Annotated in this window: 13 protein-coding genes; 7 read left to right on the forward strand and 6 right to left on the reverse strand. The window is 43.9% G+C overall.

The genetic code is table 11. The features are described 5' to 3' along the window. Positions 1-807 carry an SDR family oxidoreductase gene (locus GJU87_RS05840; protein WP_153638662.1) on the reverse strand — a complete coding sequence of 269 codons (807 nt, stop codon included), beginning with the start codon at positions 805-807 and terminating at the stop codon, positions 1-3. A 259-nt stretch (positions 808-1,066) separates the two neighbouring features. On the opposite strand from GJU87_RS05840, the gene GJU87_RS05845 reads away from it, so the two are divergent. Then, positions 1,067-1,447 (forward strand): hypothetical protein, encoded by a 381-nt coding sequence (locus tag GJU87_RS05845; protein ID WP_153638663.1) that lies wholly within the window; start codon positions 1,067-1,069, stop codon positions 1,445-1,447. Between the two features lie 89 nt (positions 1,448-1,536). Further along, a complete protein-coding gene (locus tag GJU87_RS05850) occupies positions 1,537-2,991 on the forward strand; it encodes a TrkH family potassium uptake protein (RefSeq protein WP_153638664.1) in 1,455 nt (484 codons plus the stop codon). A 27-nt stretch (positions 2,992-3,018) separates the two neighbouring features. Here the strand turns inward: GJU87_RS05850 and GJU87_RS05855 are convergent, their stop codons facing one another. After that, positions 3,019-3,663: an oxidoreductase gene (locus GJU87_RS05855; RefSeq protein ID WP_153638665.1), complete on the reverse strand. Its 645-nt coding sequence runs from the start codon at positions 3,661-3,663 to the stop codon at positions 3,019-3,021. Positions 3,664-3,846: 183 nt separating this feature from the next. Between GJU87_RS05855 and GJU87_RS05860 the strand changes: the two genes are divergently transcribed. Further along, on the forward strand, positions 3,847-5,001 hold the full coding sequence (locus tag GJU87_RS05860) for a DUF819 family protein (RefSeq protein ID WP_153638666.1): 1,155 nt from the start codon (positions 3,847-3,849) through the stop codon (positions 4,999-5,001). Between the two features lie 18 nt (positions 5,002-5,019). On the opposite strand, the gene GJU87_RS05865 is transcribed toward GJU87_RS05860, so the two are convergent. After that, complete coding sequence (locus GJU87_RS05865) at positions 5,020-5,226, reverse strand: hypothetical protein (protein ID WP_153638667.1); 207 nt, start codon at positions 5,224-5,226, stop codon at positions 5,020-5,022. Between the two features lie 341 nt (positions 5,227-5,567). On the opposite strand from GJU87_RS05865, the gene GJU87_RS05870 reads away from it, so the two are divergent. The 3 genes from GJU87_RS05870 (at position 5,568) to GJU87_RS05880 (ending at position 10,040) form a co-directional block, all read left to right on the forward strand. Beyond that, complete coding sequence (locus GJU87_RS05870; protein WP_153638668.1) at positions 5,568-6,341, forward strand: class I SAM-dependent methyltransferase; 774 nt, start codon at positions 5,568-5,570, stop codon at positions 6,339-6,341. A 176-nt stretch (positions 6,342-6,517) separates the two neighbouring features. Beyond that, the gene (locus tag GJU87_RS05875) at positions 6,518-8,479 is read left to right on the forward strand and encodes a tetratricopeptide repeat-containing sensor histidine kinase (RefSeq protein WP_194831455.1); all 1,962 of its coding nucleotides are present in this window, start codon (positions 6,518-6,520) and stop codon (positions 8,477-8,479) included. A gap of 289 nt (positions 8,480-8,768) precedes the next feature. Continuing rightward, positions 8,769-10,040, forward strand: a complete 1,272-nt coding sequence (locus GJU87_RS05880) for a sodium:proton antiporter (protein WP_153638670.1) — start codon at positions 8,769-8,771, stop codon at positions 10,038-10,040. 84 nt (positions 10,041-10,124) lie between these two features. On the opposite strand, the gene GJU87_RS05885 is transcribed toward GJU87_RS05880, so the two are convergent. From GJU87_RS05885 to GJU87_RS05895, 3 genes are all read right to left on the reverse strand, one after another. Continuing rightward, entirely contained in the window at positions 10,125-11,504 is a 1,380-nt protein-coding gene (locus GJU87_RS05885) for an aldehyde dehydrogenase (protein ID WP_153638671.1), read from the reverse strand. Between the two features lie 18 nt (positions 11,505-11,522). Beyond that, entirely contained in the window at positions 11,523-12,329 is an 807-nt protein-coding gene (locus GJU87_RS05890) for an SDR family oxidoreductase (protein ID WP_153638672.1), read from the reverse strand. A 110-nt stretch (positions 12,330-12,439) separates the two neighbouring features. Then, the gene (locus tag GJU87_RS05895) at positions 12,440-14,773 is read right to left on the reverse strand and encodes a YecA family protein (RefSeq protein ID WP_153638673.1); all 2,334 of its coding nucleotides are present in this window, start codon (positions 14,771-14,773) and stop codon (positions 12,440-12,442) included. 434 nt (positions 14,774-15,207) lie between these two features. Here GJU87_RS05895 and GJU87_RS05900 point away from each other — a divergent pair, with 434 nt between their 5' ends. Next, positions 15,208-15,504 (forward strand): hypothetical protein, encoded by a 297-nt coding sequence (locus GJU87_RS05900; RefSeq protein WP_153638674.1) that lies wholly within the window; start codon positions 15,208-15,210, stop codon positions 15,502-15,504. Position 15,505 lies beyond the last annotated feature (1 nt).

Here is a 15,505-nt window from a genome sequence, read left to right on the forward strand (position 1 = left end):
CTATTCAATTTGAAATTTCGATTCGCGCCGGAAAGCCCGGTTCAGCATGGGAAACTTGATCCACGTCGGGACAAAGCGCATGAAAAGCCAGCTCAGACGATTGCTCCAGCCCAACAGAATAAACGATTTCTTCTTCAGCAACTGATGAATGCTTCTTCTGGCAACTTCTTCCGGCGAAAGCAGTCCGATTTTTCCCAGTATTCCTTGTCGTTTGATACGTTGCGTGACGTCGTTGTTGGTTTTCATCGGGCCGGGGTGAACAACACTGACGAATACATGACTATGTTTTAGCTCCTGATGGAGGCTGCGGGAAAAGTGTTGAATGAAGCGTTTGGATGCTGAATAAACGGCTTTGTAAGCCATCGGACAAAACGAAGCCATACTGGAGACGTTGAGGATATAGGCTTGCTTTTGCTGCATCATATTGGGTAGCAACTGGTGGGTAATCATGGCGGTGGCGCGAATATTCAGCTGAATGATGCGGTCGACAAAATCGACGTTGGTTTCATGGAAACTTTCCGTTCCTCCCAAACCAGCATTGTTGATGAGAATACTGATGTTGAAATTTTCATTAAGCCAGTGGGTGAGCGCCAAAAGATTCTCCTTCTTCGTCAGGTCTGTTTCATAATAATAAGCTTTCACCCCAAGAGCTCTGCACTGTTTGGCAATGCTTTGGATGTTTTCGTTGGGTAATGCTACCAGAATGGTATTAAATTGTCTTTTGGCCAGCTCTAAAGCCATGTGTTTCCCCAGTCCTTGACTGGCACCGGTCAAAAGGGCAAATGATTCACCCGTTTCTGTTGTCATATGTGGAAATTAAATTCGTTCATTATCAGATGGTCGATACAAAACAGCAAATGGAACAACATGCTCTTTCCATTTATCCATGTTTCACATAAACCTTGAAGTTACCAATTATTGATGCGCGGAACAAATTGAGCGGATATCTTCGTTATTTCTTTCGGAGGCAACGAACATTATGCTTATTGTGTTGACGAAGTTGAATCTTAAATCAATGTTTAATTAATCTTATCTTACCCATTTAAGTGTTAAATTAGGCAGATGGATGGCTTTGAATAGGAAGGAAATATTCTATTTTTGCGCCGTTAAAATGAAAAGCAGGCTCATTCGACATAGTATTGTTTTCGTCATGTTTATCTGTGTTTTGCAGGTGACAGTTAAAATGTATGTTCAATTTTCAGGACAATCTGACGGAAAAAAAGAGTCTGCGAAATCTGCTATGGTTTGGGCGCTGTTGGGTGATACCGCAGGTAACCCAACCGAAGTGACTCAGGAAGTGAAGCAGCATGCTCTCGCTTTTGCACTTCCCGTCGGGGCAGAGCGATGTTTGGCGTTCGATCGTGTGTTTTGTTTCGCCTCTTCTCGCCCCCGGAAAGATCATTATATCCCTTTGCATTTATCCGATTCATCGCCTCCCGATTGTTAAAACAAGAATATTAAGCTTTTTCTAATCAATTTTGTTTTAATCGGAGTAAGCTGATTTAAGCGGGCAGGCAACTCATCGCAAACATTTGAATGAAGGATATAAACTTTAAACTGGTAACCAATACGCTGGGCATTGCTTTGATTTTTGAAAGCATGTTCATGCTTGTCGATATTCCCATCTCGCTTTTGTATGGAGGTACCAATGTGTATGCTATTGCCTGGTCATTTCTGATTACGCTGGCAGCAGGCGGTACAATGGTGCTGTCGACCTATCGTAACCTTGTGAAAGAGCCCGGTTTGCGGGACAGCTTCCTGGTGGTGGTGCTGGTTTGGATTTTCATTGCATTGTTTGGAACATTGCCCTACCTGCTGAGTCAGTCGATTCCCCGCTTTGTCGATGCATTTTTCGAGACGGTTTCGGGATTCACCACAACTGGTTCATCTATTCTGGTCGACATCGAAGGATTGTCGAAAGGCATTCTGTTCTGGCGTGCCGAAACGCACTGGATTGGTGGTATGGGAATTATTGTGCTGGTAATTGCCATCATGCCTTATTTCAGGGTGGGAGGACAGCATTTGATGATTGCTGAAGGTTCCTTTTTCGGTGTCGACAAAATCAAGCCCCGCTTCATCGATGTGGCCAAGCGTTTGTGGTTTATCTACCTCGTGCTGACGGTGGCCGAAACCATTTTACTAATGGCAGGCGGCATGGATTGGTTCGATTCGGTGTGCCACTCTTTTGCGACGGTGGCTACCGGTGGTTTTTCTACGAAGAACACCAGTGCCATGCAGTTTTCGCCGTACATTCAGTATGTGCTGATTGTTTTTATGGCCCTTTCGGGAATGAATTTCTCACTGCACTATTTCTTCTTCCATAAAAAGTGGAAAGCCGTGTTTAAAAACGAAGAGTTCCGCTTGTACTGGGGAATTCTCATCCTGGTTTCTCTTTTTCTGGCGAATGAAGTACGTCATTTTTACCATGGCGACCTGGAAGAAGCTTTCCGGCAATCGCTCTTCCAGGTAGTCTCCATCATTACCGCAACCGGATTTTCGTCGGCTGATTACAGTCAGTGGCCGCCCATGGCCATCCTGGTGATCTTCTTTATCATGTTTATCGGGGCCAGCGTGGGGTCGACCGGTGGAGGAATTAAGGTCGCACGACATTTGATCATGTTTAAGAATGCGCGACGTATCTTTCATAAAATGATAAGCCGCCACTCCGTAGTCCAGGTTCGGTACAATAAACAGGTGGTTAGCGAGCGTGTGATCCTGAGCATCTATTCCTTTGTTTTCATTTATTTCCTGACCTTCCTGATTGGTTCCATCATCATGATGAGCACAGGCCTCGACTATAAATCGGCGTTAAGTAGTGTGATTACCACGCTGGGCGGAATTGGTCCGGGACTGGGCAAGGTGGGACCCGCCAACAACTTTTCCGGAATAACCGATTTTGGGAAATACTACCTTTCGTTTAATATGATACTGGGCCGTCTGGAGATTCTTTCGGTACTGGCCATCTTCACACCGTCTTTCTATAAAACCTGATTCTTTCTGATTCTTTTCGTTGGAAACTTATTCCATATCCTGAATTTCGTTCGATTCCAGAATGTGCAATCCCGGACTGGCAGTTAGCGCCATGTGATACATGCTTCCGGCTACTTTCCCGGCTGATACGGCACGGTATTTCTTCGGAATGAGCGGGCGAAGAATTTTCATCAACACGGCACTGAACTCTTCGCCAAACCGTTTCTCCTTACGGTCGCCTAATAAAAGGGAAGGACGGACGATAACCGTGGTCTCCATTCCGACTTTCCGGATGGCCTTCTCCATTTTTCCTTTAATGCGGTTGTAGAAAAACATCGATTTAGGATCGGCTCCCATGGAACTGACGACCAGGAAGCGGTGTGCACCCAGTTCTTTGGCTCTTTTGGCCAGCGTGACGACGTATTCGAGGTCCACTCTCCGGAAAGCGTCTTTGCTGCCGGCTTTTTTCATAGTCGTGCCCAGCGCACAATACACGTCGTCGATGCGCTCTTCCAGGGAGAAATCCACCAGCTGTTCAAAATCAATCAGGTGTTCGATGATTTTATCGCCCGGAGTTTCCATTTGGCGACGAACCAATAAATGAATACGGCTATATTCCGGCGAACCGGAAAGATAATAAACAAGTTCTTTACCTACCAGGCCGGATGCTCCGGCAATAACTGCTGTTCTCATGATGGTTTGAACGTTAATTTTTTGCTGATAAAGAATTGATAACCGATAATATCCAGGTGCTTCCCATAAACAGAAAATGTCTCCGGAGGTTCACTGCCAACTCCCCGGCGACTTTTTGAAATAGGCGAAGTGCGGATATTATCCTATTTTTACGGCCACTTTGCTGTACATAAACTTAAGCTTATGTTGCTCCTGAAACAAATTCTGTTGGTTATCTTTTATTTATTTTCTCCGCTGTTGGTTCTGCACCTGAATCATCGATACAAGTTTGTCAATAAGCTTGGTGCGGTGGTCGTGGCTTACCTCGTCGGATTGTTACTGGGTAACCTGCCGATTTTACCTGAAGGAAGCCATGCGATTCAGGATACCATCACAGCTATCGTTATTCCGCTGGCCATTCCGCTGATGCTTTTTTCCTCCAATTTGAGGGATGCAATGCATTTGGCCCGGCGTACCATGATTGCGATGATAATTGGTATTTTCAGCGTGACGGTGGTTGTGGTCATTGGTTACCTGACGTTACGGGGACAAGAGGACGATTTGTGGAAGATTGCCGGCATGTTGATTGGCGTTTATACCGGGGGCACGCCGAACCTCGCTTCCCTGAAATTTATGTTGGGAGTAGACGATACGCATTATCTCATTACGCACACCAGCGACTTGATTATTTCGGGAGCCTATTTCTTTTTCCTGATTTCGGTTGGGCAGCGTGTTTTTAACTGGGTGTTGCCGGTTACCCCGAAAGTCGCTGCTATCGATGGTGATTTCAACGATTTGGATGGAACCGACCCTTACTGGGGCATGCTGAAGCGTGATAAGTACATTCCGTTGCTGAAGGCATTTGCGTTGGCTGTTGCTATTTTCGCGGTAGCAGGAGGTGCGTCTTTCCTGTTTCCGGAGAGCTACCAGGTGCCGGTGGTGATGTTGCTGATTACGACGTTGGGACTGGCTGCTTCGTTTGTGCCAGCGTTTAACCGCATCGAGAAATCGTTTGAGCTGGGCATGTACCTGGTGCTGGTGTTTAGCGTGGTGGTCGCTTCCATGGTGAGTATCCCCGACCTGATTAACGGCGCACCAACGCTTTTTTACTACGTCTCGATGGTAATTTTCGGTTCGCTCGTTTTGCAGGTCATCCTGTCACGCATTTTCAAAATCGACACCGATACAGTAATCATCACCAGCACGGCATTGATTTGCAGTCCGCCCTTTGTTCCGGTTGTCGCCGGAGCGCTTCACAACCGCCGCATTGTGGTTCCCGGCCTGACCGTTGGTATTATCGGCTACGCCATAGGTAACTACCTCGGCTTTGTAATTGCCGAGTTGCTGAAGAACTGGTAACCTTCTTCTCGTTTTACCTCATTTGTCGGTCTTCAGCGGATGTTTCCGCTTGATGGCACAACGGGTAAGGTATATTGCTCCATTGATAATGAGTACAATGGAAATCCCCTCTAAAAATCCCAACAGAAAATCATTCAGGTTGTCACTGAATATTCGGCTAAAAAGAAGAAGCAGGTTGCCAACACCAAAGGTTAGGAAGAGCAGGAAGCGTATCGGTTTTTTCATCAGTTTACTTTTTAAATCACGGTTTCTGTTTGATTAGACTTACAATTGGCGAATCGTTACATTTTCCCGGGAAAAAGAGGGAATAAACTACATCGAGTTGATAATCAATAGTTGGAAAATCCTTACCTTTATCTCGTCTAAAACCATTGGATGTTTAAACTAAAAACGGATTTGGTGAAGTAAATAACCTTAGGCGTTCTGCCGGGGTTATCCCTTAAACGACTCAGGCACATTCCTGCCGGAGTTATTTTCATGTCTGTATAATAAATCATTTTCTGATGCTCTGCAGATGAGATTTGTTCTCTTGTGCGGAGGTTTCAGGTATCTTAAATTTAAACATCATGAGTAACGAAAATAAATCCATTCACGAATTCGACGTGAATTTAATCTGCGAGTATTTTGCCACCGTTGAACGACAAGGACCCGGCAGTCCTGAAATAACAACAAAGGCGTTGAGCTTTGTCGACAATCTGACGGACGAATCCCGCATTGTGGACCTTGGTTGTGGAACAGGCGGCCAGACGATGGTATTGGCACAGTATGCCCCCGGACAAATTACCGGTATCGACCTGTTTCCAGGGTTTGTGGACTTGTTCAATGCCAATGCACGTAAACTGAATCTTCAGAATCGGGTAAAAGGCATCGTTGGTTCCATGGATGATCTTCCTTTTCAGGAAGAAGAACTGGATTTGATTTGGTCGGAAGGCGCTATCTATAACATCGGCTTCGAGCGCGGACTGAATGAATGGCGGCAATTTCTAAAGAAAGGTGGATACCTTGCCGTTTCCGAGGCGTCGTGGTTTACCGACGAACGTCCAACTGAGATTGATGAATTCTGGCAGGATGCATACCCGGAGATTGACACGATTCCCCGTAAGGTGGCCCAAATGCAACAAGCCGGGTACGTTCCGGTAGCTACCTTTATTCTTCCGGAAAGCTGTTGGACGGAACATTTCTATCGGCCGCAGGAGACAGCGCATGAAACTTTTCTGACGAAAAACGCTGGAAATAAGGCGGCAGAAGAATTCATTGCCAACCAACGGCACGAGATTCAGTTGTACCACAAATACAAAGCCTATTACGGCTATGTTTTTTATATCGGTAAGAAACTTTAAGTAGTTGATTAAAAGGGATTATTCTGATAATACAGCAATAATCCCTTTTTTTGTACCCTTATCCGGATGAAAGTTTTTTTAGTATAAAGACTTTCATTCAGCAATATAGCTAAGAGGAATCCCGTTTAATTGAACAACTTTAATTTTTATCTTTACCGTAAATTAGGAGCATGATTATGAACAGGAAACTGTTGTATTTCACTATATACATTCTGGCATTTGCATTTAGTGCGCAACTTTACGGGCAAACCATTTCGTCCGGTGAATTGAAAAAACTTGATTCTCTGCCCAAGCTGGAACAGGTGAAGATGCTTTCGGCGTGGTGTTGGAAGAACCGGGAAAAGAATACCGACGAGGCTATTCAGTATGGACTGAAGGCGATAAAGATTGCCAAAGCGGAAGGCTACGATAAAGAGTTGGCCACGCTCTACAATTACCTCGGTGTTCTGTATCAGCATTACAAGTACGAAATTCAGAAAGGGATATCGTATTACGATCTGGGATTGCCTCTTAGTTTGCAGGTGAAGGATTCGGTGGAAATTGCTTATGTGTACAACAACCTGGGCGATGCGTTTTACAAGATTGGAAATATTCCGCTGGCGTTCGAGTATGCCAAGAAATCGATGGCCATATTCGAGCGTTTGCATAATGCACCCGGTATTGCATACAGCTACATCAACATGGGGGAGTTGAGCCGTATTAACGAGAAATACAATACGGCGCTTGATTACTTCCGGAAGGCAATTGCTCTTCGGCAAACCTTTAACGATTCCACCGGGATTGCCTCAGCCAACCTGGAGATTGCGCGGACATTGTTCCTGAAAGGGCAGACCGATTCGGCCATGTATTATTTCCGCCGGTCGCTGGAAAAGCACGAGCAAATTAAGAACAAGAACTACATGGCTTATTCCATGCAGGGAATGGGCGATGTTTTTCTGCGCAAAGCTCAGTACGATTCGGCCTATGTTTATTTTAAGGAGGCATTGAAGTTATGCCGGGAAAGGAAAAATCCAACGGGTGAGATTGATAGCCAATTGGGAATGGCGAAGGTGTTGGCGAAAACCGGAAAAGAGAAAGAAGGGGAACAAATTCTGGATGAGGCCCTGGTCAATGCCCGGAAATCGAAACTTACCCCAAATATTCTGAAGGTATACAAAGCCAAGGGCGAATTCTATCATCAGTTAAAAGAGTTTCGTAAGTCATCGGGGAACTATCAAAACTATGTTGCCACGTACGATTCGTTGTTTTCGGCTTTGCAGTATCAAACTTTGTCCGAAATTAAGGACCGTTTTCAGATGACAGAGCAGCTAAATCGTGTTCATCAGGATTTAAAGGCAAAACAGAAGGACCAGATTTATGCCATAATAATCATCGTATTGTTGTTGGTACTTTCGCTTGTTCTCGTTCTGCGGCACCGGACCGTCTCCCGGTTAAGCGCCGAGCTGTTGCAGTCGAACCAATCGAAAGATAAAATCCTCTCCATTGTTTCACATGATCTGGTCAGTTCGTTCAATGCGCTGTTGGGAACAAGCGAACTGTTGATAGAGGACCTGGACGAAGGAGATGTGGCACGAGCTAAGAGTAACGGACGATTGATTCGCCGAACCTCGGAAGAGACCTATCGTTTCATCTCCAATTTGCTGACCTGGGCCCGCTCACAGCAACATACCATTCGATTGTACAAGGAAGAGTTCGATTTGAGCGGATTGCTGACCGATGTGAAATCGATGTTCGACAACCAGGCCCGGATGAAAGAGATTCAATTCCGCGTTAACGCCGGTGCAGAGGTGATGGTAAATGCCGATAAGAATCTGCTCCAGATCGTGCTGGTCAATTTGCTGAACAATGCATTGAAGTTTACCAACCCCAACGGAACCATCGATCTGTCAATCGAAATGAAGGAGAAGCAGGTGAAAGTTTCGGTGAAAGACAACGGTGTTGGTATTTCTCCGGAACGAATGGCCGAGCTCTTCAAAAGCCGGACCATCGATAGCCTTCCTGGTACTGGTAACGAAAAAGGAACCGGCCTGGGACTGTTCCTGTGCAAAGAGTTCGTGGAAATGCATGGTGGCGAAATTCATGTAAGCAGTGTAGAAGGCAAGGGCTCGGAGTTCTGGTTTACGCTACCACTTGCCTGATAATATTGGGAACCATTTTTTTAGGGAAACACTTTTTTTTGTTTCAAGTAAGGTTCGCTATTCAATTCAGAAACCTAAAATTTAATGTATTTCGGTTAACAAACCTGTAGGTTGGGGAGTATGCACTGTGCTTAAAAACATTTTTGCTTAAAATAGCCATCTTATTTAGAAACAATCTACGAGCTTTTTTATATTTGTACCCTGATTTTTTGAGTTGACAATTGTTATAACAAATACCGGAATCGGATGATTCTATAATTGTAAAATAACCAGATTAAAGAACCATAAAATGTCGCATACAGATCTTATTGACTTAACCATTATCTCCGTCATGACGCTCGGATTTTTTGCGTTTTTGCTGAGTGAAAAAGTGCATATTTCCTCTATTCCGATACTGATTGTTCTGGGCTTCTTATTTGGACCTGTTTTTGGATTGATACCGAACGACCAGGGACACACCATTTTTAACTATGCCCGTGTGTTAGGATTGGTCCTCATCTTATATACAGAGGGGCATAACCTGAAGTGGTCCATGATTAAAAAGCACATTGCAACCATTGGGATAATGGCTACCGTCGGGATGATTCTAACAGCCGCCGTCAGTGGCTTCTTGTTCTCTTATCTGTTCAACCTTCCTTTTGGAGCCGGAATGCTTTTCGGAACCGTTGTGGCGGCCACCGACCCGGCTACGTTGATTCCCCTGTTCAAGCAGAACAAGGTGGATGAGAACATCAAAACCGTGATTGTCACCGAATCCATTTTCAACGATCCGCTGGCGATTGTGTTGAGTACCCTGGCCATTGCCATGGTGGCTCCGCATGCCGACCAGGCGCATCTCATCGAAAATATCGCACAGTACACCTCCATTTATCCGGCCGGAGTGATTTACTTCCTCTATGTGATTATTTCATCCCTGGCGCTGGGACTGGGAATGGGAGTGCTCGGATACTGGCTCATCCGTTGGCTGAAACCGGGACTGTTTCCTCAGATTTTTGGTATTTCCATCGCATTCGGAGGTTTCCTGGTCGGTGAAGCTGCTCAGTCATCGGGATACCTGGTGGCCACCATCATAGGGATTGTCTTCGGAAACCACGCCATCCTGTTTAAGAAATGGAACGAACACGAAGGATTCAATAAATTCGTTGATGAGGAGATGCACTTTAACGAAATTATCTCGGACCTGGCCAGTGTGTTTATCTTTATTTTGTTTGGTGCCACTGTTAATATTTCCGTTCTCAACGAAACCTTGCTAAAAGGCGCTATCATTGCTTTAGGGGTTGTTTTTATTGCCCGTCCCATTGCTGCCTTAGCTATCGTGCCGTTGAAAAAATGGAACTGGAAAGAATATTTGTTTATTTCACTGGAAGGCCCCAGGGGAGTGGTTCCGGCAGCTTTGGCGGCAATTCCCCTCAATATCGGATTTATGAGTCATGACCAAACGCTGATTTACTGGGGCGACATAATTCTCTCGGCCACGATTATGACCGTGTTGATTTCGGTACTGCTCGAAACGCTCTGGGTAAAACCTCTCTCGAAGAAATTGCTGGCGCCCAAAAAATAATAGGCAACATCAGTTGCGGGAAAAGCACCAAACGGGTTTTCAAAGAGCCTCTTTGGTGCTTTTTTATTTACTCAGTAAAAGTTCTCACTTCAATATCCTCTTCAGCACCCAGAAGTATTTGAATGGCACATATTTGAAGGGCAAGTCAATCCACGTAGGCGAGGTGACGATGGACCGCTGATTACTGAATGCTAAAAAGCTCTCCCGGCCGTGGTAGTTACCGGTACCGCTGTTGCCAACGCCGCCAAAGGGCATATGATGATTGGCAATGTGCAGCAGGGTGTCGTTGATGCAGCCTCCGCCGGACGTGGTTTTGGACAAAACTTCTTTGGCCTGTTTATTCTTGCCGAAATAGTAGAAGGCGAGGGGCTTTTCGTTTTTATTCACGTATCCGATGGCTTCGTCGATGTGTTCGAATGTCATCACCGGAAGGATGGGGCCGAAGATTTCATCCTGCATCACCATGAAATCAGGCGACACATCATCGATGATGGTGGGAGCGATGTATTTTTCGCTGGCATCCACTTCGCCGCCGGTATGAATGGTTCCCTGCTCCAATAGTCCGGTCAGCCGTTCCATGGCCCGTTGGCTGACGATGCGGGGATAGAACCGGCTCTGTTGAATGTCGGGGCCATACATCGACCGGATGTTTTCGGCTATCTTGTCCATCAACTCGTCTTTCACCGATTGGTGGGCCAGCAGGTAATCAGGAGCGATACAGGTTTGCCCGGCATTGATCAACTTTCCCCAGGCGATGCGTTTGGCGGCGATATCAATATTCGCGTCGGCGTCAACGATGCAGGGACTTTTGCCGCCCAGTTCCAGCACCACCGGCGTTAAGTGTTTGGCCGCGGCTTCCATCACCACTTTCCCCACTTTGGGACTGCCGGTGAAGAAGATGATGTCGAATCGTTGGGCAAACAGGCGGGTGTTGGTTTCTCTTCCTCCCTGAACAACACTCACATATTCCGGGGCAAAATGCTCGTGAATCATCTCTTCCATCACGCGGGCAATGGTTGGCGCATCGGGCGATGGCTTTAATATACTGCAACAGCCGGCTGAAATGGCGCCCACCAGCGAATTGATCAACAACTGAAACGGGTAGTTCCACGGGGCCACGATTAAGGCTACTCCCAGCGGTTCGTAAATGATTTTACCCGACGATGGTAACAACTGAATAGGTGTGGGAACCCTTTTCGGTTTGGCCCACTTCTTCAAGTGCCTGATGTGGTTATCGATTTCGCCCGTCACAATGCTGATTTCGGTCAGAAAGGCTTCCTCGGGCGACTTGTGCAAATCGTCCCACAATGCCTGTTCTATTTTCTCCCGGTATTGCCCGATGGCTTGCCTGAGCTTGCGTAACTGCGTTAACCGGAAACGGATATCCCGCGTTTCGTGGGTGGAGAAATAAGCCCGCTGGCTCTCCAGTTTCTCAACAATGATCTGTTCAGCTGTATCGTTCATCGTGTTTTACTCAAAACGTTATGATTTGCGTCCCTTAAAATGTTCCATGGTTGTATAAATTCCAAATACATGGCTGGCCAGCCAGTCAAAGCCGTTGGTCGAAAACAGCCCCTGACTGACGCGGGTGAGCGGGTAAATGTAACGCGGGAAGGTAACCATCTTTTTCCCTTTTCTCATGGCTTTGATAATTCGGCGGGCCGTCGGTTCGGGCTTCAGAATCGGGATTCTCGATTGCACTCCGTCGAACATGCCGGTGTTGATGTAGTAGGGCATAATGGTGGTCACGCCGATATTCTTTTTGAGCTGTTTCATTTCCAGGCGCAGACTGTCGGACCAACCGGTAACGGCCCATTTACTGGCGGCATACACGGCCATTTTGGGGTTGGAGACAATCCCGGCCGAAGAGGCAATGTTGCAGATGTGTCCCGAGTTTTGCTTCATCATATCACCCAGGAACTCACGGGTAACCAGCATGGGGGCGTTGGTATTGACCTCCATGGTTTTCAGGATGTCGCTGGTGGTGTGTTCATGAAAATACTTCCCGACAACGATACCGGCATTGTTGATGAGTACATCCACCACACCGTGTTCCTGCTTAACCTTTTGAGCGGTCTCTTTTACCTGCTCCACGTTGGCCACATCCACCCGGTAGCCGGTAATGGAACCGCGGGCAGACAACTCCCCAATGGTTTCATCAATTCCTTCGGGGTTGAGGTCCCAGATGATGACCCTGGCCTTTTGTTCCAACAGGATGCCCGCCATCAGCTTCCCGATACCGGATGCTCCACCAGTAATCAATGCTGTTTTTCCTTCGAAGTTTTTCATGCGTGTGAAGATTCAGTTGTTAAAAGGTGATGATGTTTGAGTGGGCTATAAATTTTAAAATTTATTACTTTTCCTGCCATTGCAAATATAAAATGTTATCTATTGGGACACTATTGTTTAAGTTTACCACAGCATTTTTTATACTTTAATCCACTTCCGCAATAACATTTATCATTTCTACCTATTTTCTTGTCAAGGTTAAATACAGTCCCTTGTCCTTTTTCCTTAAATAAAATATTTGTTGCCTCTTCTAGGTCTTTGTCAAATTGCCATTTGTAGTTGTTAAAGATAAATGTATCAATTATTTGTGGGCTGTTTCTTAGACTTCCAAATCCGATCCATATATCTCCTTTACTTTTATATTTTCGAGCTTTGCTAAGTGTTAATAGACGGTCAAACAGTTCATCGGGATTGTCATTTTCCCAAGATACATATGTGACTCCAGAATTTGCTCCATTTTTATTATTTGAAAGCATTGAAAAATTATGCCATCTATTGTCTTGAATTGTTTTCGATTTAATTTGGCGAATATATTTCGTTAAATTATCTCTTGATGGTCCATCCCAATCTAACAATGCAAAAATAATATCGGTTACCTTAGGCTCATTTGCTTTAGCAAGCAGATTACACAATATTTCAAAATCCTTATTTTTCCATCTATTTTTTATAGAATCACCTTCGTCTGTGATATCAACACCTAATCTTAAAGGATAATAGTTTCTATCAATTGCACCACCAAAATCGGCATCAAGCGATACAAAATCATTATTTGGTAATTTCCATAGTTTATTCTCTAAATGGTAACCCAAATAAATCATTTCGCTTTCAGCTCTAAAATAATCCATTAGGTCAATTCTTTGTCTAACGTAATAAAGAAGGTCATATGGATTACTTAGATAATGTGTGACTAATTCTAGGTCAAAAACAGTCAAGAATAAAGGGAAAGGTTCATCATCTTTTTTTTCTAGAAGAGTATGGGCTTGATGAGTTAGTGAAGGATAATTCTCAGATGTAACACCCATGATATAAACTTCATCAATGCTCTCAGATAATTCGATTACCGACCCATTTTCGTCGTAAAATTTTGATTCCCTTGCCAAAATTTTGCTACGCGAAACAATACCTTGTTCATAGGCATCTTGTACAGCTCCTTTAAAATCTTTTTGTAAATGTGCAAAGCTTCCTTTTTTCGAAAACTCCGTTAGTTTTTTTGATTTTACTTGTACGCATAAAGCTTTACTTCCAAGAATACATAGCACATCAATATCTGTATCATCGTTCCCTTTTTTCGTAATTATCTTAACAGACTTATAAGTTCTTTCTTTCCCAAATACGTTTGACAAGAATTCAAATGAAATCTCCTCACCACTTTTCCCTCTGTTTTCCGCAAGAATGTCCTTATAAGTTTTGTCTTGGAGCATCCAATAGTAAGGACTTTCATAACATGCCTCGAATACACTAAAGGTTATTGGAACAAAAAATCTTTCACTATCTATTTGTAGAATTGGCTGAGCATTAAAAAGATTGAAATCGCCTATTTGCTTAAATTGAGTGTTTGTCTTTTCTTTATTAATTTTAATAGAAAAGTTATTTAAAAATGAATTGATATTTACTTCGTGGTCAAAGTCTTCTCTACGAATAACAAATAACTCAATTAGGTTTTCATAAAATGTCTTCCACGCATCATCTGGTAAAGAGCTAAAATCAACTGATGAATCATGTTCGGACGAATCAAAAAACAAGTTGACATATTGATAAAATTCATATGCAGGTAATACTTGTTTTAAATGCTCTTCTATATTTTCGGATGGATTATCTTCTTTTATTTTTTCTATTATCTCAGGCAGATTTTCTTTTAAACTGAAAAAATTAACTTTTTTGGATTTCTTTTGAAGTACATCTTTTATTCTTTGCAGTATTACTTTGGTTTTATTAAAATCAAAGCTTCTATTTTCTATTAGCCATTGCTTATCATAGCGATATTTTCTCTCTAAGAAATCTGTATATTGGAAATCGTACACTCCATCATTTGCATAAAAAATAGGCTCAATGAACATGTTGTCATCACCGTAAAATGATTTCATTGCTGCTCTAAGATTTATGTTTTCTGATTTTTCTTGAGGAGCATTTTGCATTTTCTCAAAGAATGGAGTCATAAGGGACATATGAAGTTCGTTCATAAGTTCATATGTCTTTTCTTTCAATTTTATTACATCAAGAGGGCTATCAGGTAAGGTAAAATCAATTTGCTTCTGTATTAAAAAGCCAATTAGTAAAGAAACCTCATTTTTATTTAGTCGAGACCTAAAATCTACTTTGTGAATTTCTTGCAGAATAATATGGAAGTCCTCATATATTATCATGCAAAGGGTATAAATGTATCCCTTGGAATATATGAGTGATTTAATCTCGTTTATTACATCTTCTGTTTTTCTAAAGTCCATTTATCCTAATTAACTGTTATCTTGGAATGTCGTCGCTATTTTACATTTGCAGCTTATTAATATGTATCGATATCGTTTTTGATTCTCTCATATCAATTGATGAGTTGTTGTTATGGCTCACCCAAGTTAACAAAAAATTATTCAGTCATGAATATGTTCTTGGTGCAACCGGGTAATTGGTTGGGACAACTTCCGAAGCATTTAGGAGTACCCGGGAACTCGTCAGGACACCTGGAGAAGTCTTCAGGAGAACATGCGAAGGTTTAAGGACAACCTAAAAAGCGTTTGGGAGCGGAAGCGAAACCGTCAGGGCAGGAGGGAAAGTCGTTAGGAGAGGTTGGAAAGACTTCAAGGCTACCGGAGAAATCGTCAACACAACATCAGAAGCTTTCAAGGAAGGTAAAGAAATGCTAAAGGCTGGGAGAGAAGTTGTCATGATAAGCGAAAAAGTCGTCAACACGCCGGTAGCAGCCTTCAAGGCAAACAACAAAGGCTGCGCCGGCAGTGTTGAACACTTTTTGACTAGTGTTGAGCTCTTCTTAAGTAGCGTTGACGGCTTCCCAATCGGTGTTGAGCGCTTTTTGATTAGTGTTGAGCATTTTTCAGGTAGCGTTGAGCGTTTCCGAAGTGGTGTTGACGAGTTCCTGACCAGTGTTGAGCACTTCTTAGGCAGTGTTGAGCGTTTCCGGGTTTGTGTTGACGACTTATCCGGTAGGCTTGAGCATTTCTGAA

Source organism: Prolixibacter sp. NT017 (genome assembly GCF_009617875.1).
Classification (GTDB): domain Bacteria; phylum Bacteroidota; class Bacteroidia; order Bacteroidales; family Prolixibacteraceae; genus Prolixibacter.